We start from the raw sequence: 18601 nt of genomic DNA, 5'->3' as shown, positions 1-18601 counted from the left end.
ACTAATGCACGCGATCGAACCGTCCAGCGGTTGCTGGTCCGCACCGTCCCCCGGGAGGGAATCACCGTGACCTACGTCATCACCGAGGCCTGCGTCGACGTCCTCGACAAGGCGTGCATCGACGAGTGTCCGGTGGACTGCATCTACGAGGGCGAACGGATGCTCTACATCCACCCCGACGAGTGCGTCGACTGCGGTGCGTGCGAGCCGGTCTGCCCGGTCGAGGCCATCTACTACGAGGACGACGTCCCGGACAAGTGGAAGGACTACTACAACGCCAACGTGGAGTTCTTCTCCGACCTGGGCAGCCCGGGTGGCGCGGCGAAGACCGGCAAGATCCACAAGGACCACCCGCTCGTGGCGGCGCTCCCGCCGCGCGGCGAAGGGCACTGACCGCCCCGCTGCCCGCCGGGCCGCGGGCGCTGCCGGACTTCCCCTGGGACGCGCTCGACGCGGCCCGTGAGCGGGCGGGCCGGCACCCCGGCGGGGTCGTCGACCTCTCGATCGGCACGCCCGTCGACGACACCCCGCCGCTGCTCGGTGCGGCCCTGGCGGCCGCCGGCAACGCGCCGGGGTACCCGACGGCGCTGGGCACCGCCGCGCTGCGCACCGCGGCGGCCGGGTGGCTCCAGCGCCGGCTGGGCGTCACGGTGGCCGATCCGCTGGGTGCGGACCCGTCGGTGATCCCGACGATCGGCTCCAAGGAGCTGGTCGCGCTGCTCCCGACGCTGCTCGGGCTGTCCGGCGCGGGCACCGTGCTGATCCCCTCGGTCGCGTACCCGACCTACGAGGTCGGTGGCGTGGTGGCCGGGCTCGCCGTCGAGCGCACCGACGTCCCGCCCGCCGGCGCCGACGGGGTCGCGCTGGTCTGGCTGAACTCCCCGGGGAACCCGCACGGACGGGTGCTCACCGACGACGAGCTGCGGGCCTGGGTGGACTGGGGTCGGGCGCACGGCGTGCCGGTCGCCGCCGACGAGTGCTACGTGACTCTGGGCTGGGACGTCGAGCCGCGGTCGATCCTGCACCCGGAGGTGGCGGGCGCCGATCACACCGGCCTGCTCGCCGTCCACTCGTTGTCGAAGCAGTCCAGCGCGGCCGGGTACCGCGGGGGTCTGCTGTCCGGAGATCCCGCGCTGGTGCGGCGGGTGTGGGAGGTGCGCCGCCACCTGGGCCTGCTCGTCCCCACGCCGGTGCAGGACGCGATGACCGCGGCGCTGGCCGACGACGCGCACGTGGACGCCCAGCGCGAGCGCTACCGGGGCCGACGCGCTCGGCTCGCGGCTGCCGTGCGGGCCGCCGGGCTGCGGATCGACCACTCGGAGGCCGGGCTCTACCTGTGGGTCACCCGGGACGAGGACTGCTGGACGACGATCGACTGGCTGGCCGGGCTGGGGGTCGTGGCCGCGCCGGGCAGCTTCTACGGGCCCAGCGGGTCGCGGCACGTGCGCATGGCGCTCACCGCCACCGACGAGCGGATCGACACCGCGGTCGAGCGCCTCGGAGCGTGACCTAGGACGGCTCGCGGTAGCGGAGCACGGTGCCGGCGCCGACCCTGCGCGCCGCGTTGAGGCTGAGCATGGCCCGGTGGAACACCTCCGCCGCGTCCAGCTCGGCGGTCGATGCCGAGAGGCCCGCCGCGGCGGTGAGGCCGCCGATACCGAGGCCGGCGACGGCGGCGGTCAGCCGTGCTCCGGCGGTCTCCGCGGCGCTCTCCGGTCCGTCCATCACGATGGCGAACTCGCCGGCTCCCGGGCTGCTCAGCCAGTCCTCGCCGCGCAGCGACCGGGCGAGGAGCGAGGTCACCGAGGCGAGGGCGGGCGCGGGCGTCGGCCGGCCGTCGTCGCGGCGCAGCAGGCCGACGATCAGCAGGGTCACGGGGGCGTCCGAGGCGGCCGAGCGCTCGGTCAGTCGCTCCAGCAGCGCCTCGCGGTCGGGCAGGAGCGCCCGGACGTCGGGAGCCGCCTCGTCAGCAGGCGCCTCGTCAGCAGCCGCCTCGTCGACGGCGGCCGCGAGGGCGTGGGCGAAACGGGACGCGAACGACATGTCAGGGAGGTCGGCAGAAACGGAACGGCGGTTGAGCACTATCCCTCACCTGAGGGATCGCCCGTGAGCCCGCTCACGGCCTGCGGCGCTGGACCGGTGAAGCAATCCGCGACGATCAGCTGGCCGGGCGCGGAGCCCGTCTTCTTCTCCCTGCACAGTTTCCGCGGTGCCGCCCGGGCTCTCGGCGGGGTTCGGTCTGTGCACGATCAGCTGCAGGGCCGTTCGCCTGCATCGAACGTGGCCGCCAGCTCCGTGGCCATCGCTGACCACTGTCCGTATGCATGCGGGTAGGCGCTGCGCTGTACGGCGTCGGCCACCAGGCTGAGGTCCCGTGTCTGCCAGTCGGGCACCTGCACCAGGCCGTCGTAGAACTTGCCGGCCGCGTAGACCGGGTCCTGGACCTCGTGAGGGGCTCCCCAACCCTGCGAGGGGCGCTGCTGGAAGAGTCCGAGGGAATCCCGGTCGCCGTAGTCCAGATTGCGCAGACTCGACTCCTGCATCGCCGTGGCCAGCGCGATCACGACGGCCCGCTGAGGCAGCCCGCGCGCGTACCCCACCTCGGCGATGGTGACCGCATTGCCCACCTGCTCGGATGTCAGGGGCACCGACGAGAGGGGAAGGACGCAGGAGTCATCGTCTGCTGCGCGCTCGGTCGACCGCACCCAGGCAACGCCGACGAGGACGACCAGCCCCACGACGACCAGCGGCCACCAGTTGTCGCCGCCGCGGCTCCGCCGCTTTCGCCGCCGTCGACGGGCCGGGCCGCTCGCCGCGAACACCGCCGACCGGGACGTCGTCGAGGTGGCCATCACCGACGACGGTAGGCGGCGATACTGACGCTTTGCTGGGAGACGCTCAGTTGGCGTGCAGCTCGGCGTTGAGCGCGCCCCAGGCGCGGCCCGTCCGGTCCAGCACCTCGAGGGCACCGCTCACGCTGTTGCGCCGGAACAGCAGGCCGTCGCGGCCGGAGAGCTCCCGGGCCTTGACCACCGAGCCGTCGGGCAGCGTGACCCGGGAGCCGGCGGTGACGTAGCACCCGGCCTCGACGATGCAGTCGTCACCGAGGGAGATGCCGATGCCGGCGTTGGCGCCGAGCAGGCAGCCGCTGCCGATGGAGATGACCTCGGTGCCCCCACCGGACAGCGTGCCCATGATCGAGGCGCCGCCGCCGATGTCGCTGTCGGCGCCGACAACGACGCCCTGGCTGATCCGGCCCTCGACCATCGACGGCCCGAGCGTGCCGGCGTTGAAGTTCACGAACCCCTCGTGCATGACCGTGGTGCCCTCGGCGAGGTGGGCACCGAGCCGGACGCGGTCGGCGTCGGCGATGCGCACGCCGGAGGGGATGACGTAGTCGACCATCCGCGGGAACTTGTCGACGCCGAACACGGTCACGTGGCCGACGGCGGCGCGCAGCCGGTGGGCGTTGAACGCCGTCGCCTCGACCGGGCCGGCGCTGGTCCACGCGACGTTGGTCAGCAGCCCGAAGACCCCGGTCGTGTTCGCCTGGTTCGGCCGGATCAGCCGGTGCGAGAGCAGGTGCAGCCGCAGCCAGACGTCGTGGGTGTCAACGGGGGGCGCGGAGAGGTCGGCGATCACGGTGCGGACGCCGATGACCTCGACGCCCCGAGCCTCGTCGCTGCGCACCAGCCCGCCGTAGTCGGGGCCGAGCTCGCCCGACAGCTCCAGGGCGCCCAGGCGGGTGGTCCCCGTGCCGGCGCCGTCGGGAGCACCCAGCCGCGGCTCGGGGTACCAGGTGTCCAGGACGGTGCCGGTCGGGGTGACGGTCGCCAGACCGGCGGCCACGGCGGAGACGGGGGCGGAGGCTGCGTCAGTCACGCTCTCGACGCTACCGGCGTCGCGGACCTGCTGGGGGGCCGCCCCGGCACCCCACCCTTAGGGTTTGGCCCGTGGATGACCTGCCGCCGCTGGACCTCTCCGCCGATGTCCTGTCGCTCACCCGCGCGCTCGTCGACGCCCCGTCGGTCTCCGGCGGCGAGACGGCGCTCGCCGACGCGGTGGAGGCGGCGCTGCGCGATCTCGGTGGCCTGGAGGTCGAGCGGATCGGCGACGCCGTCCTCGCCCGGACCAACCTGGGCCGGCCCACCCGCGTCGTGCTCGCCGGGCACCTGGACACCGTGCCGATCGCCGACAACGTCCCCAGCCGGCTCGACGAGGCCACCGGCCGGCTCTACGGCTGCGGCACCAGCGACATGAAGTCCGGCGACGCGGTGATGCTGCGCCTCGCCGGGCGCTTCGGCGTCCCGGGCGCGGAGCCGGCGCACGACGTCACGTTCGTCTTCTACGACAACGAGGAGGTCGAGGCCGTGAAGAACGGCCTCGGCCGGGTGGCGCGCGAGCGGCGCGGCTGGCTCTACGGGGATCTCGCGATCCTGATGGAGCCCACCGACGGCGAGATCGAGGCCGGCTGCCAGGGCACGCTGCGGGCGGTGCTGGAGACGCGGGGCCGGCGGGCGCACAGCGCGCGGAGCTGGCTCGGGGTCAACGCCATCCACGCGCTCACCGGCGCGTTCACCGCCCTGGCCGCGTACCGGCCGCGCGAGGTGGAGATCGACGGCTGCCTGTACCGGGAGGGGCTCAACGCCGTCGGCGTCTCGGGCGGGGTGGCGGGCAACGTCATCCCGGACGAGGCGTCGCTGACGATCAACTTCCGCTACGCGCCCGACCGGGACGAGGACGCCGCCGAGGCGCACGTGCGGGAGGTCTTCGCCGACGCGGTCGCCGCGGGCGCGACGCTCACCGTCGTCGACAACTCCGGTGGCGCGCTGCCCGGGCTCTCCGAGCCGGCGGCCGCCGCGTTCATCGAGGCGGTCGGCCGACCCGCCCGGGCGAAGCTCGGCTGGACCGACGTCGCCCGGTTCTCCGCCTTCGGCATCCCGGCGCTCAACTACGGCCCGGGCGATCCGCAGCTGGCGCACACCCGCGAGGAACACGTCCTGGTCGACCGGCTGCAGCCGGCCGAGGACGCTCTGACCGCCTACCTGTCCGGGAGCACCGCATGACAGTTCCACCGAGCATGCCGCCACCGCCGCCCGGGGACCGCCGGCCGCGCCCGACGCGCCACCGCGGCCCCGTCCTGCTGCGCGGCGGCGAGCCGAACCCGCGGACGGCCGGCACGACGACCGACCAGCGGTTGCTCGACCGCCGCGGGCCGACCGACTGGGTGCACACCGACCCGTGGCGGGTGCTGCGCATCCAGAGCGAGTTCGTCGAGGGGTTCGGCCTGCTCGCCGAATTGCCGCGGGCGGTGAGCGTCTTCGGCAGCGCCCGGACACCGCGCGAGCACCCGTACTACGAGGCGGGCAGGGAGATCGGGGCGGCGCTGGCGCAGGCCGGCTTCGCCGTCATCACCGGCGGCGGTCCCGGCACCATGGAGGCGGTCAACCGGGGCGCCAGCGAGGCCGGTGGCCTCTCGGTGGGGCTCGGGATCGAGCTGCCGTTCGAGCAGGAGCTCAACGAGTGGGTCGACGTCGGCATCGCCTTCCGCTACTTCTTCGTGCGCAAGACCATGTTCCTCAAGTACGCCCAGGCGTTCGTCATCCTGCCCGGCGGGTTCGGCACGCTCGACGAGCTGTTCGAGGCCCTCACCCTCGTGCAGACGCGCAAGGTCACCCGGTTTCCGGTGGTGCTCTTCGGCACCGACTACTGGTCGGGGCTGCTCGACTGGATCGGCTCCACGGTGTCCGAGATGGGCACGATCGACCCCTCGGACCTCGACCTGATGACGCTCACCGACGACGTCGGCGAGGTGGTCCGGGTGATCCAGGCCGCCTACGCCGCCGCGCAGGCAGAGGGCGACGGCGGGGGCGGGATGCGGGCGTCGCTCGGGCCGTCCGACGCCTGACGTGCTCGACGTCGTCCTCCTCGTCGGCGGGGTGCTGGTCGTCGCGGCGCTGCTGTTCCTGGGCGCCTCCGTGCTGCTCGGGCGGGGGGAGACGCGACCCGCGGCGGATCCGGAGCGCTCGCCGGTCGAGCTGCCCGTGGGCCGTGCCGTCACCGGTGACGACGTGCGGGCGCTGCGGATGACGGTGAGCCTGCGCGGCTACCGGATGAGCGAGGTGGACTGGCTCCTGGACCAGCTCGCCCGGACCCTGGACGAGCGGGACGGCGAGCTGGCCGCGCTGCGGGTCCAGCTGCATCCGGCGCCCGCCGTCCCGGCGAAGCCAGGAGAGGAACCGGCGGCGGACGACGGCCCCGCGGCCGTCGACGACGAGGAGTCCCGGCATGCCTGACCTGGTCGAGCGGATCGACGTCGAGGCGCCGCCCGAGCGCGTGTGGGAGCTGCTCACCGACTGGGAGCGGCAGGGCGACTGGATGCTGCTCACCGACGTCCGCGAGGTCGGCGGACCGGCGCGCCGGCTGCACGGCCGGCTCGCCGCCCGCACCGGGATCCCGCTGCCGGGAGGGCGACGGCTCGGCGTCCTCGACACGATGGTGGTCGTCCGGTGGGAACCGCCCCGGCTGGTCCAGGTGCAGCACACCGGGCGGATCGTGCGGGGCCCGGGCACGTTCGAGGTGCTGCCGCGCGACGGGCACGCGACCGTCGTCTGCAGCGAGACGTGGTACCTGCCCTTCGGCGTCGTGGGCGTGGTCGGCTGGTGGCTCGCCCGGCCGCTGGTGGTCTGGGGCCTGCGGCGCTCGCTGCGCCGGCTGGCCGCGCTGGCCGAGACCAGGCCCTAGACCAGCCCCTGGACCCAGGCCCTCGACCCCGCCGACCGCCGACGGCGCCGCGGAGCCCGTGGGCGAGGATGCTCCGGTGAGCACGACGGGTGGCCGGCCGTGAGCCGCCGCGGATGGGCGCTGTTCCTGACCATGTCGGTCATCTGGGGCGTGCCGTACCTGATGATCAAGGTCGCGGTCGACGAGGTGTCGCCGGTCCTGGTGGTCTTCGTCCGCTGCGTGATCGGTGCGGCGCTGCTGCTCCCGTGGACCATCCGCCGGGGCCAGCTGCGCCCGGCGCTGCGGCACTGGCGCTGGCTGCTGCTGTTCGCCGTGCTGGAGATGACCGCCCCCTGGCTGCTGCTCTCCTACGCCGAGCAGTCGCTGTCCAGCTCGCTGACCGGGCTGCTCGTGGCCGGCGTGCCGTTCGTCGCCGCGGTGGCCGCCGGCCTGTTCGGCGAGGAGGACCGGCTCACCCCCGTGCGGCTGCTCGGCCTGGCGATCGGTGTCGTGGGGATCGCCGTGCTGCTCGGGCTCGACGTGGAGGGCGCGCAGTTCCTGCCGCTGCTCGCCATCGGCGGCGTGGTCGTCGGCTACGCCACCGCGCCGATGGTGGTCAGCCGCAAGCTGCCCGAGGTGCCCGGCGTGGCGGCGTCGTCCCTCGCGCTCACGTTCACCGCGTTGGTCTACGCGCCGTTCGCCGTCCCGCAGCTCGGCACGCTCGCCGACGCCTCCTCCGAGGCGCTGCTGTCGCTGGCCGGGCTGGGCGTGCTTTGCACCGCGATCGCGCTGGCGCTGTTCTTCGCGCTCATCCGCGAGGTGGGCCCGCAGCGGGCGCTGGTGATCACCTTCGTGAACCCAGCGGTCGCGGTGCTGCTGGGCGTCCTCGTGCTCGGCGAGCCGTTCACCCTGGGCATCGCCCTCGGCCTGCCGCTCGTGCTGATCGGCTGCGTGCTGGCCACCCGGCGCAGCCCGGTCGCGCCGCCGCCTCCCGCGACCGAGGCGCTGGACGCCGCGGCCCGCTGAGTCGTCGGTGCCCGGCGCTACCGTCGTTCCCGTGCAGCGCTGCGCCTGGGGCAACTCGGCACCCGAGTACGTCACCTACCACGACGAGGAGTGGGGCCGGCCGCTGCGCGGCGACGACGCCTTGTTCGAGCGGTTGTGCCTCGAGGCGTTCCAGTCCGGTCTCTCGTGGCTGACCATCCTGCGCAAGCGCCCGGCGTTCCGGGCCGCGTTCGCCGGGTTCTCGATCGACGCCGTCGCGGCGTTCGGTCCCGACGACGAGGCGCGGCTCATGGCCGATGCCGGCATCGTCCGCAACCGCGCCAAGATCTCGGCCGCCGTCCGCAACGCCCGGACGGCGCAGCAGCAGCCCGAGGGGCTGTCCGACCTGCTCTGGTCCTTCGCCCCGACGGGCCCGCGGACCCGGCCCGCCACGCTCGCCGACGTGCCCGCGACCAGCCCCGAGTCGGTGGCCATGGCCAAGGAACTCAAGCGGCGGGGCTTCGTCTTCGTGGGCCCCACGACCGCCTACGCGCTCATGCAGGCGACCGGGATGGTCGACGATCACGTGGCCGACTGCTTCCGCGCGTCGCCTGACCAGGGGGCTCCTGTTGGATGACGGCGTCCCATACGGGAAGATTGCTGGGCAGCTCACAGCATCGACGGACGCCACCCCACCTCCCGCCCTCGGCGGGGAGCGGTGTGGCCGCGAAGGAGGCACGCATGGCGGCCATGAAGCCGCGCACGGGTGAAGGTCCCCTCGAGGTGACCAAGGAGGGCCGCGGCCTGGTCATGCGCGTCCCGCTCGAGGGAGGCGGCCGTCTGGTCGTCGAGCTGTCGCCGGACGAGGCGACGGCGCTGTCCGAGGCGCTGAAGGGCGCGACCAGCTGATCGTCTCCGCCGGCCTGCCCTCGGGCGGTCCGGCGGAGACGACGCGGCCCCGGCCGCCGGCGACGAGCCGGCGGCCGGGGCCGCGCCGTTCCCGGTCGGCGCTCCGCGGGACCACCCTGGCAAGGTGACCGGCGTGGAGGAGCAGCGATGAGCGTCGACGAGCAGGGCGTCGTCTTCCCGGTGGGACCGGACGGACGACGGAGCACAGCGGCCCTGGGCCGCGCCGTGGTCGCCGACGCGTTGCGCCCGGTGGACGCGCCCGGAGCGCTGGCGGCGGAGCGGGAGACGAACTGGCGCGGGGGCTACCTGACCCACCTGCGGCGACTGGTCGAGGCGGGGCTGACCAGCGCGCCGGCCGCCCGGACCATCGCCGAGGCGGGACTGGACTCGCTGCACTCCCGCATGCGGGTGGCCGGCCCCGAGGGAGAGACCGGCCTGCACGCGCTGACCACCGCGCCCGCGGAGCGTGCGCTGCACACCGTCGAGGTCGCCGGCACCGCCGAGCCGGAGCGGGAGCTCTCCCTGCCCTTCCACGGCCGGCGGCTGCGCGGTGACGACCTGCTGCGGCAGCTGGACGCATGGGTCGAGGCGGGGGTGATCGAGCCCTCGTGCGCCGACGCGGTCCGCACCGTCGCCGACCACCCGCAGTGGCTGGCTCTGCCGGACACCACGGTCGTGGTCCTGGGCGCCGGCGCCGAGATGGGCCCGCTCACGGCCCTGCTGCGCTGGGGTGCCCGCGTGGCAGGCGTGGACCTGCCGCGGGCGCCGCTGTGGGAGCGGGTGCTCGAGACCGCACGGGGGAGCGCCGGCACCCTCCTGGTGCCGACGGCCGACGCCGCGGCCGAGCCGGACCCGGCACGCGCCGGGGCGGACCTCATCACCGAGGTGCCGGCGGTGGCCGACTGGCTCGCCGGGCTGCCCGGCCGCCCGGTGCTCGGCAACTACGTCTACGCCGACGGCGCCACCAACGTGCGGGTCTCGACGGCCGTCGACGCGCTGACCGTGCGCGTGACCGCCGACCGGCCGGACGTCGCGCTGGCCTTCCTGGCCACCCCGACCGACGTCTTCGCCGTCCCGGCCGACGCCGTCGAGCACTCGGTGCGCGCGTACGCCGGGCGGTCGCGGATGGGGAAGTGGGTGGGCCGGCCGCTGCGGACCGTGTCCGGAGGCCGGCTGCTGCAGCGCGCGTACGTGCCGGGCACCGACCCGGGGATCGCCGACAGCCTGGTCGCCCAGCAGGGCCCGAACTACGCACTGGCCAAGCGGCTGCAGCGCTGGCGGGCGACGACGGCGCGAGCTGCCGGCAGCACCGTGTCGATGAACGTGGCCCCGCCGACGCGGACGCGGTCGGTGGTGAAGAACCGCGCGCTGGCCGCTGCCTACGCCGGCGCGCACCGGTTCGGCGTCGAGATCTTCGAGCCGGCGACCTCGAACGTGCTCATGGCCGCGCTGCTGGTGCACGACCTGCACACCGGTGGTGGCCCCGCCCACGAGCACCCGTGGCAGGACGAGGCCTGCGAGGCGGCGCACGGCGGCCTGTGGCGGGCGGCGTACCAGCCGCGCAGCGCCCTGGGCCTGGCCGCGCTGCTCGGCTACGGAGCCGCCCGCGGCTGACCGTTCCCCGCGGTAGCGCGACCTAAGAGGCGCGTGAGGTACGCGTGACCGCCGGGGCCACTGAGGCGCGGCGCTGCAGGACCGCAACCATGTATCGGAGCCATTGAGTTGTTCGGGCTGCGACATTTCCGGCGAACGCCCCGGTCAGGGGCGAGCGAGGACCTCAAGCCCTCGTTCCTGCAGTCGTCCGGATGAGGTCTCGTGTCCCCACGTCACGGTTCCAGCCCTGTTTCCAAGTGGCGTGCGAGGGGCGTCCTCGTCATCGCGCTGAGCGGCGCGCTGCTCGCCGAGATGGTGCTCATGGCCACGGGTGCGCAGGCGGCGCCGGTGCAGACGCCGCCCGCTCAGGAGGAGCCGACCCGCACGCCGGAGGGTGTGCTCGAGGCGCCTGACATCCCCACGGCCAAGACCATCGCCCGACTCGAGAACGAACGGGTGGAGGTCGTCGGGGAGCGGACGGTGACGTCGTCCACCTTCGCGTTGCCCGACGGCACCATGACGACCGGGCAGGCATCCGGGCCCATCTGGGTGCCGACTGACACGGGCGACGGCACGTCATCAGCCGACTGGACTCCGGTCGACCTCACCCTCGAGGTGGCCGATGACGGGTCGGTCCGCCCGAAGGCGCACGTCATCGATCTGCAGCTCGCCGGCGAGCAAGCGCCTGAACAGGGCGTCCTCGTCTCGATGACGGGTGAGACCGAGGAGACCGTGAGTCTCGCCTGGAGGGGGGATCTGCCGGCACCGCAGCTGGAGGGGCCACGGGCCGTCTACGAGGACGTACGGCCTGGCCTGAACCTGGTCATCGAGGCGACGCGCACCGGCTACGAGCAGTTCTTCGTGGTGAAGGAGCGGCCTGCTGATGACGCACCGCTCGACCTGTCCCTCACTGTCGTGGGGGACGGGGTGACGGCGGCACCGACGCCTGGCGGTGGTGTGCAGTACACCGACGGCGCCGGAGAGGTCATCGGCTCGTCCGCGACTCCGCTCGTCTGGGATGCGGCTGTCGACCTGGAGCGGCTCAATCCCATCACTCGACCGTGGGAACGTGCCGATGATGCACCCGAGGGAGGGCTCTCCCCGCAGCCGGAGTGGAAGGTCACTCCGGCAGGTGCACAGCCGTCGACGCCGCCGTCTGTTCCTCTGCCGGGCTCCGACGTTCCCCCTTTCCCAGCGCCCTCGACCGTTCCGCCCCTGCCCCACAACTCCCCGGTCGAGCCGGGAGAAGACGCCGGACAGGTCGCGTCTGAGAAGGCTGCCGAGGCCAAGGCGAGTACCGCGCTGCCGCTGGAGACGGCGGCCGCGGTGGTCGCACCCGGGGTGGTCGAGCTGTCCCTCAGTCCGGACGCCGCCTTCCTCCAGGACCCGGCGACCGAGTACCCGGTCGTGGTGGATCCGGAGTGGCAGTGGATCTACGGCTTCGACACGTGGGTGCAGCACGGGTTCAACAGCGACCAGTCCGGTAGTCCCGAGCTGCGGATCGGTACCTACGACGGCGGGTGGACCGTCGCCCGCTCGTTCATCAACCTGGATCTCTCAGGAATCCGTTACAAGACGATCCTCAACGCACGCCTGGATCTGTGGAACTTCCACTCCTGGTCCTGCGCCCCGACAGAGTGGCAGGTGTGGGACACCTTCGCGGCCGACCACAACACGCGGATCTACGCCCAGCCGTTCTGGGGTGCGCCCAGGGCAGCCTCGTGGGAAACGCTCGGTTCCGGAGCTTGCGGGCAGGGCTGGGTCTCGGCGGACCTCACCTCGATGATCCAGGGCTGGTCGAACGCGGGCGCGGGCCACGTCGGGCTCGGTCTCAAGGCTACGAACGAGAGCCGAAACGAGGGGTGGAAGAAGTTCACCTCGGCCAACTCGCCGTACGTCGTCCCCAGCCTCTGGATCCACTGGAACACGCCCCCGGGCGCGGCCGCCAACCCCAGGTACGGCAGCGCGACGTTCGACGGCACGACCTACTGGTCACCGACCACCACGCCTGAGCTCACCGTGAACACGGTGGACATCGACGGCGAGGGGACGGTCAGCGTCTTCTTCCAGCTCTACGAGCACAACGCCGGCATCGTCTGGGAAGGGTGGGCTCCTCCTATGCCCGTCGGCTGGACGACGGGCGTGCAAGTTCCTGCGGGCGTCATGCACGACGGGAAGTCGTACAAGTTCGTCGCCCACTCGCACGACGGCATCGAGTGGAACCGGCAGAACACGGGTTTCACCCCCATGATCACGATCGACTCCCAGGCGCCGGCTGCGCCGATCGTGTCGTCGACGGATTACCCCAGTGACGGCGGGTGGCACAAGGCAGAGCACGAGGCTGGCACGTTCACGTTGACGATGCCGGCGGTCGATCCCGGCCTCGCCGGATTCGACTGGGCGCTCGACAAGACACCGGACACGCGACTGGCGGCCTCCGGCAGCACCACCTTGTCGGTGACTCCGCCGACCAATGGTCGACACGTGCTGCAGGTGAGGTCGGTCGACAAGGCCGGGAACCTGTCCCCAGTCGTGAGTCACGTCTTCTACGTAGGCCGCGGGGCGCTGGTCTCACCCATCGAAGGCTCGCAGGTGGTCCGCCGGGTCCGTCTGGCGGTCAAGGGGGAGGCGGCGTTCTCCCACGTCAAGTTCGTGTGGCGTCGCGGCCCCGATACACCCAGCCAGGACATCGACCTCGCCGCGCTGACCCGTTCGAACGGCGGATCGGTCACCAGCCAGTGGAGCGAGCTGAGCGTCCTCGGGGATTACGCGACCTGGGACGCCGGCTTGACGCTGGGTCACGTTCCCGGACCCGTTCAGGTGCAGGCGATCCTGGCGGAGGACGATCAGGGCACTGGGGCATATTCCACGCCATGGGTGACGGTCACCGTCTCTCCGGACGCGCAGAACGCCGCCACCGACTCCATCGGCCCCGGCACCGTCAACTTGCTCACCGGCGACTACCGGCTCTCGAGCACCGACATCGACGAGTTCGGCCTCTCCATCGAACGAACGACTTCCAGCCGCGACGTCGACGCAGGGTACGAGCTGCAGGCGGATCGCCTGACCAGCGCCCAGCAGACGATCGCCTCGGCTGACGGATACAGACCCGACGGCGCTTCCTTCTCGCGCGTGACCACGCGGGGACACGGAGGCGGCGACTCGCTGCGCGTCGTCCCAACGGGGGGCACCAGCATCAGCTACGCCTGGGCGGTCGCACCCGACGGCGGCCTCATTGGCATGCAGCCAGGCCGCACCTATCGGGTCAGCGGATGGATCTACGTTCCGGCGGCTACTGGGCTCCAGCCGGCGAGCTCCCTGGGCATCGGCCTGGTCACCACCTACCACGACGCGGGGAAGTGGAACGAGATCCCGTCCCCGAAGGCAACTGCGACCGACGTCTGGCAGCACCTCAGCTACGACGTCGCGCTGCCGGCCTCGGCGAACTCTCCTCACGTCAAGCTCTACAACGGCTTTTCCACGACCGGAACGGAGGTCTTCTTCGACGACCTCTCGGTCCGTGAGGTCTGGGCCCCGTTGGGCCGCCAGTGGTCGCTGGGCACCGCAGATCACGCCACCGGCACCGCCTACACCCGGATCAGCCAGCCCTACCCCGACGTCGCCACCCTGCACCTGTCCGGCGGGGACGAGATCTGGTTCACCGGAGGTGGCGCGAACTGGCTGCCGGAGCCTGGAGCGGAGGGATTGCGTCTCGCGTCCACCGGACCTGGCACTTGGCGGCTGACCGAACTCGACGGCACCGTCAGTGACTTCGCCCGTCAGCCGGCAGCGCTCGATTCGGCTTTGGTCACCACTGCGCCTCCGGTCGCATCGGGGCAGACCAGACTGGTGTACGAGCAGGTGAATGGCCGGGTGCGGCTGGCCCGGATGATCGCTCCGGTCGAGCCGGGCGTCGATAGCTGGCCCCACAACCCTGGTGCCTGCACCGGCGCCGACCCGGCGGTCGGCTGCGAGGTCCTCGAGCTCGTCTACGCGACCGGAACGACAGCAACCTCGTCGAGTTTCGGCGCCTACGGCGATCAACTGTCCAAGGTCCGGCTGTTGTCGTCGCCGTCGGCGACCGCGACGCAGACCGAGGCGGTCGACGCCGTGCTGTACGCCTACGACACCCAGGGCCGCCTCCGCGAGGTCTGGGACCCGCGCATCACCCCGGCGCTGAAGACCAGCTACGAGTACGACGCCGACGGACGAGTGATCACGCTCGCCCCGCCCGGGGAGCTTCCGTGGACGTTCGTCTACGGCACCGGCGGCGCCAATTCGACGGTCGGTGCCGGTGACCTGATCGACCGCAGCTCCGGCCGGCTCCGCACCGTCTCGCGAGCCTCCCTGGTGCCCGGCACCGTTGCTCAGGTCGGCCCGGACACCACCAGCAGTGTCGTCTACAACGTACCGATCACCCGCTCGGCCGGTGGCCCCTACGACCTCGACCCCGACACGATCGCCACCTGGGCGCAGCGGTACGGGCCCACGGACGCCACCGCGATCTTCGGCCCGGAGAACCCGCCCGGCCTGACCACCGCGACGGCAACGGCACCCGGACCGGACGGCTACAAGTCCGCGGTCGTGCACTACCTAGATGCGTCCGGCCGTGAAGTGAACTCGGCGACGCCGTCCGGGCCGGATGCTCCGGTGGCCGGCTACATCGACACCGCGGAGTACGACCAGTACGGGAACGTCGTCCGGTCCCTCGATGCCACCAACCGGCTGCTGGCCCTCGGACAGATGCCAACGGCGGCCGTGGACCTGGAAGCACTGGGCCTGAGTGAGGCCGACACGGCGGCCCGGGCGGTCGCACTCTCCAGCCTGTCCACGTACGGGCCGGAGGGACTGGATCTCCTCCGGTCCCGCGGGCCGCTCGTGAAGCTGGCGGTCGGCAACGACCCGACCAACGTCCACCTCGTCCACGACCTGACTACCTACGCATACGACGAGGGTAAGCCCGACGGTGTGGCCTACCACCTGGCCACCACGCAGACCGAGGCCTTGCTGATCGCCGGGTCAAGTCCAGAGCAGCTCGTGGACGTCGAAGTGACGACGATGGGCTACAACCCGATCGACGGGCAGTCACCCATCGGGCCGACCTCGGGATGGAAGATCGGTCAGCCGACCGTGACCACCTTCGACGCCACCGGTGCCAACCTGTCGGCGTTCGTCCGGTACGACGCGCAGGGCAAGGCGGTCGAGTCGCGCGGCATCGGCGCCAACGGCACCGACGCGCGCACCAACATCGCCGTCTACTACAGCGCCGGGCCGAACCCGCAGAGAGCGGAGTGCGGCAACAAGCCTGCGTACGCCGGCCTGCCGTGCATGAACTACGTGGCCGGGCCCGTCACCGGCCACGACCCCGCTCGGATGGCCAGCGAGCTGCCGGTCAAGCACGTCACCGCCTACAACCGGCATGGGTCGATCGTCTCGGTGACCGAGTCGGCCACCGGCCCGGTCAACGGCGCTACGACGACGCAGTCCCGCACCACGGTCACGGAGTACGACGCCGCCGATCGCGTCATGTCCGTCTCGATCGCTGCGTCGGGTGACGGCGCCGGTGTACCGGTCTTCAAGACGGTCAACCTCTACGACGCTGGGACCGGTGACGTCACCACGATCGAAGGGCAAGACCCGGTCACCGGCACGGTGACGTCGACGATCCGGAAGACCTTCGATCAGCTCGGCCGCATGACCGAGTACGAGGACGGCAACGGTGGCACCACCACCAGCGTCTTCGATCAGTACGGCAAGCCGACGAGGGTCACCGACGACACAGGGTGGACGGAGTTCACCTACGACCGCACCGAGGAGCCCCGCGGGTTTGTCACGAAGGTCACCGACTCCGTGGGCGGTGACATCACCGCTTCCTACGGCCCCGGCGGACAGGTGACGGAGCAGTCGCTGCCCGGCGGGGTGGAGCTGCGGATCGGCTATGACGCCAACCGCACGCCGATCTCGCGCAGCTACGTGCGCACGTCGGACGGCGCGGTCATCTCCTCGTCGGCCGCGCTGGAGAACAGCTCCGGGCAGATGGTCACCCACGTCACGAACGCGGCGAGCAAGCGCTACATCTATGACGCCCTGGGTCGCCTGACCGACGCGCAGGACAACATCGGCGGTACGTCGGTGTGCGCCGCCCGCAAGTACACATACGACGCCCGAGGGAACCGGCTGTCGTTGGCGACGGCGGTGTCGGACACGGGTACCTGCGTGGACCCGGCCGACCCCGGATCGGTTGCACTGATGACCAACAGCTACGCCTATGACTCGGCCGACCGGCTCCTGTCGGAGTCCGTGGTCGACGGGGGCCCGTGGGTGTACGACCCGCTCGGTCGCATTACGACTGCGCCGGTACGTGGCTCTCCGGGCGTGAGCGTGGCGAATGCGTACTACGCCAACGACCTGATCGCCTCCCAGACGATCGACGGCGTCGCCCGCCAGACCTGGACGCTGGATGCGATCGGCCGGTTCGCCTCCTATACCAATCAGGCGTGGGCGGTCGGCGGTGACGGGGTGGCCGGCTGGCAGGAGGCGGTCACCAAGGTCAACCACTACGACTCCGATTCGGACTCCCCGGCGTGGATCGCAGAGGACGCGTCGCTGCCGGACGAGATCACCCGCTATGTCGACGGCCTGGACGGCAACTTGGCCATGCAGACCGGCAAGGACGGCGATCAGGTCCTGCAGCTAATCGACCTGCACGGCAGTGTGATGACGACGCTGCCGATCCGGGACGGCGAGAACACCGCCGACTGGACGGGGCTGAGGCATCAGACCGCCGACGAGTTCGGCAACCTGACCGACCTGAACACCCAAGGGTCCAACATCGGCGGGCGGATCGTCACCGCCGGCCAGGCGCCCGCCAAGGACGGCCGGTACGGCTGGTTGGGCGGCAAGCAGCGCTCGGCCGACGCACTTGCCGGCGTGCTGCTCATGGGGGTGCGGCTCTACGACCCGGCCACCGGCCGGTTCTGGTCCCGCGACCCCTCACCGGGCGGCAACGCGACGGCCTACGACTACTGCTCCGGCGACCCGGTCAATTGCGTCGACCTCGACGGCCAGTGGGGGATGCCCAAGATCCTCAAGAAGGCCATGAAGAAGGTCGCCAAGGTCTCCGAAGTCGTGGCCACCGTGGTTCCCGGGCCCATCGGAGCAGCGGCGGGAGCAATCTCCGCCGGCGCCTACGCGGCGACCGGCAACAAGAGGAAAGCCTTTGAGATGGGCGTCGTCGCAGCCGCCGCGATGGTTCCGGGTGGTGGGGCGGCCGCCAAGGCCGGCTTCGCAGCCGCACGAGCCGGCGGTCGCGTTGCATCCAAGATCGGGGCCTCGGTCAACAAGCTGAGTAAATGCAACAGCTTCACGCCGGAGACGGCTGTGCTTATGACCGACGGAACCACTCGACCAATCAGCGACGTTCAGGTCGGTGACTTGGTTGCTGCCAGGCACCCCCTCACGGGCGAGCTCACCGCTCAACCCGTTCTTAACGTCATTGTGGGTCGTGGGGACAAGCATCTCATCGAAGTCACCACCGCTCGGGCACCTTCCAGCGATGGCCGCACGGAAGACCTCCCAGGCAGTGACACGTGGATCGCCACGGCGAACCACCCCATCTGGGTCGAAGGGCCTGGCTGGACCGACGCCCAAGACCTTCGGGTCGGAGACGCGACCATTGGTGCCACCGGGGTGCCCCTGGTCATTACCAACGTGGTCGACTACGGGTGGGTAGCCGGCCGAACCGTCTACAACCTCGCAGTTGCCAACGTGCATACGTACCTCGTTGGCAGCCACCAGGTTGGCACGCTGGTCCACAACTCGTCGTGTCAGGTGATCGATCCCGCTGTGGTTCGGTACACGCAATCCAGCGCAAAGAAGACGTTCAGAGATGGCCAGTCTGTAGCCGGATTGGCGGCGGGCCTTCGATCGGGAAAGATTAGTCCTGGGTCGGTACCAGCCGTTAGGCTGGTGAATCGCGGGGGAACCCTTTACTCATTGGACAATCGACGCCTGGGGGCATTCAAGCAGGCTGGTGTGATGATGCCCTATCGAATGGCAACGAAGCGAGAAGTTGCCCGCGAATGGACACGAAAGTTCACGACGCGTAACGGTGGAAGGAGTATTCGATGGAGATAGACGACGCTATTAGAAACGTGTCAGACGCCCAGTCATTGGCCAACTTTCTCGGGCAACTACGGGCAGACGACGCTGTGCATGCAATCGCGTCTCTGGATGACTTTCTAGAGCAAATGCAAGCGTTCGTGGTTGATGCCGGATCAGGCCCCTTAGCCGCATATGCCACTCTCCCCGAGAAGGCCTGGCGCCTAGTTGCTGAACTGCTGTTCGCCGCGGCTGTCTACGAATAAGAGGACGACCGACCGCTAGTTGCGAC

The 18601-nt window shown here is 71.3% G+C and carries 15 protein-coding genes; 12 read left to right on the top strand and 3 right to left on the bottom strand.

The annotated features are described in order from the left end of the window. Positions 1–66: 66 nt before the first annotated feature. Complete coding sequence (fdxA, locus tag A6V29_RS16710) at positions 67–393, top strand: ferredoxin (protein ID WP_040337236.1); 327 nt, start codon at positions 67–69, stop codon at positions 391–393. Continuing rightward, positions 390–1508, top strand: a complete 1119-nt coding sequence (gene dapC, locus A6V29_RS16705; protein ID WP_283956374.1) for a succinyldiaminopimelate transaminase — start codon at positions 390–392, stop codon at positions 1506–1508. The genes fdxA and dapC overlap by 4 nt, the downstream gene beginning before the upstream one ends. A gap of 1 nt (position 1509) precedes the next feature. Here dapC and A6V29_RS16700 read toward each other — a convergent pair whose 3' ends face one another. From A6V29_RS16700 to dapD, 3 genes are all read right to left on the bottom strand, one after another. Continuing rightward, a complete protein-coding gene (locus A6V29_RS16700; RefSeq protein WP_137161345.1) occupies positions 1510–2043 on the bottom strand; it encodes a GGDEF domain-containing protein in 534 nt (177 codons plus the stop codon). A 206-nt stretch (positions 2044–2249) separates the two neighbouring features. After that, positions 2250–2852 (bottom strand): hypothetical protein, encoded by a 603-nt coding sequence (locus tag A6V29_RS16695; RefSeq protein WP_137161344.1) that lies wholly within the window; start codon positions 2850–2852, stop codon positions 2250–2252. Between the two features lie 46 nt (positions 2853–2898). Continuing rightward, positions 2899–3882, bottom strand: coding sequence for a 2,3,4,5-tetrahydropyridine-2,6-dicarboxylate N-succinyltransferase (dapD, locus tag A6V29_RS16690; protein ID WP_137161343.1), 984 nt, complete (start codon positions 3880–3882; stop codon positions 2899–2901). 71 nt (positions 3883–3953) lie between these two features. On the opposite strand from dapD, the gene dapE reads away from it, so the two are divergent. The 10 genes from dapE (at position 3954) to A6V29_RS16640 (ending at position 18575) form a co-directional block, all read left to right on the top strand. Continuing rightward, positions 3954–5066, top strand: a complete 1113-nt coding sequence (gene dapE / locus A6V29_RS16685; protein ID WP_137161342.1) for a succinyl-diaminopimelate desuccinylase — start codon at positions 3954–3956, stop codon at positions 5064–5066. After that, the gene (locus A6V29_RS16680; protein WP_249933302.1) at positions 5063–5908 is read left to right on the top strand and encodes an LOG family protein; all 846 of its coding nucleotides are present in this window, start codon (positions 5063–5065) and stop codon (positions 5906–5908) included. Before dapE ends, A6V29_RS16680 begins: the two co-directional genes overlap by 4 nt. 1 nt (position 5909) lies before the next feature. After that, the gene (locus A6V29_RS16675; RefSeq protein ID WP_137161341.1) at positions 5910–6296 is read left to right on the top strand and encodes a DivIVA domain-containing protein; all 387 of its coding nucleotides are present in this window, start codon (positions 5910–5912) and stop codon (positions 6294–6296) included. Beyond that, positions 6289–6744 (top strand): SRPBCC family protein, encoded by a 456-nt coding sequence (locus A6V29_RS16670; RefSeq protein WP_137161340.1) that lies wholly within the window; start codon positions 6289–6291, stop codon positions 6742–6744. Before A6V29_RS16675 ends, A6V29_RS16670 begins: the two co-directional genes overlap by 8 nt. 99 nt (positions 6745–6843) lie before the next feature. Continuing rightward, positions 6844–7749 (top strand): DMT family transporter, encoded by a 906-nt coding sequence (locus A6V29_RS16665; RefSeq protein WP_137161339.1) that lies wholly within the window; start codon positions 6844–6846, stop codon positions 7747–7749. A gap of 31 nt (positions 7750–7780) precedes the next feature. Further along, positions 7781–8344 carry a DNA-3-methyladenine glycosylase I gene (locus tag A6V29_RS16660; protein ID WP_249933301.1) on the top strand — a complete coding sequence of 188 codons (564 nt, stop codon included), beginning with the start codon at positions 7781–7783 and terminating at the stop codon, positions 8342–8344. Positions 8345–8448: 104 nt separating this feature from the next. Next, positions 8449–8616, top strand: coding sequence for a DUF3117 domain-containing protein (locus A6V29_RS16655; RefSeq protein WP_081807929.1), 168 nt, complete (start codon positions 8449–8451; stop codon positions 8614–8616). A 147-nt stretch (positions 8617–8763) separates the two neighbouring features. Continuing rightward, a complete protein-coding gene (locus A6V29_RS16650) occupies positions 8764–10230 on the top strand; it encodes a hypothetical protein (RefSeq protein WP_137161337.1) in 1467 nt (488 codons plus the stop codon). Between the two features lie 201 nt (positions 10231–10431). Beyond that, positions 10432–18345 (top strand): DNRLRE domain-containing protein, encoded by a 7914-nt coding sequence (locus A6V29_RS16645; protein ID WP_137161336.1) that lies wholly within the window; start codon positions 10432–10434, stop codon positions 18343–18345. Then, positions 18336–18575, top strand: a complete 240-nt coding sequence (locus A6V29_RS16640) for a DUF7660 family protein (RefSeq protein ID WP_137161335.1) — start codon at positions 18336–18338, stop codon at positions 18573–18575. The genes A6V29_RS16645 and A6V29_RS16640 overlap by 10 nt, the downstream gene beginning before the upstream one ends. The last annotated feature ends 26 nt before the right edge of the window (positions 18576–18601 follow it).

The sequence above is a fragment of the Blastococcus sp. CCUG 61487 genome (genome assembly GCF_005222955.1).
GTDB lineage: Bacteria > Actinomycetota > Actinomycetes > Mycobacteriales > Geodermatophilaceae > Blastococcus.
Note: the sequence above shows the minus strand (reverse complement) of the source record. Positions and strands in the feature narration are given on the sequence as shown.

What these genes read in the sequence shown, in the direction of transcription:
- A6V29_RS16650 (WP_137161337.1), top strand. Translation starts at nt 8,764, where the DNA reads ATGAGCGTCGACGAGCAGGGCGTCGTCTTCCCGGTGGGACCGGACGGA.
- A6V29_RS16695 (WP_137161344.1), bottom strand. Translation starts at nt 2,852, where the DNA reads ATGGCCACCTCGACGACGTCCCGGTCGGCGGTGTTCGCGGCGAGCGGC.
- A6V29_RS16670 (WP_137161340.1), top strand. Translation starts at nt 6,289, where the DNA reads ATGCCTGACCTGGTCGAGCGGATCGACGTCGAGGCGCCGCCCGAGCGC.
- A6V29_RS16700 (WP_137161345.1), bottom strand. Translation starts at nt 2,043, where the DNA reads ATGTCGTTCGCGTCCCGTTTCGCCCACGCCCTCGCGGCCGCCGTCGAC.
- A6V29_RS16640 (WP_137161335.1), top strand. Translation starts at nt 18,336, where the DNA reads ATGGAGATAGACGACGCTATTAGAAACGTGTCAGACGCCCAGTCATTG.
- A6V29_RS16655 (WP_081807929.1), top strand. Translation starts at nt 8,449, where the DNA reads ATGGCGGCCATGAAGCCGCGCACGGGTGAAGGTCCCCTCGAGGTGACC.
- A6V29_RS16680 (WP_249933302.1), top strand. Translation starts at nt 5,063, where the DNA reads ATGACAGTTCCACCGAGCATGCCGCCACCGCCGCCCGGGGACCGCCGG.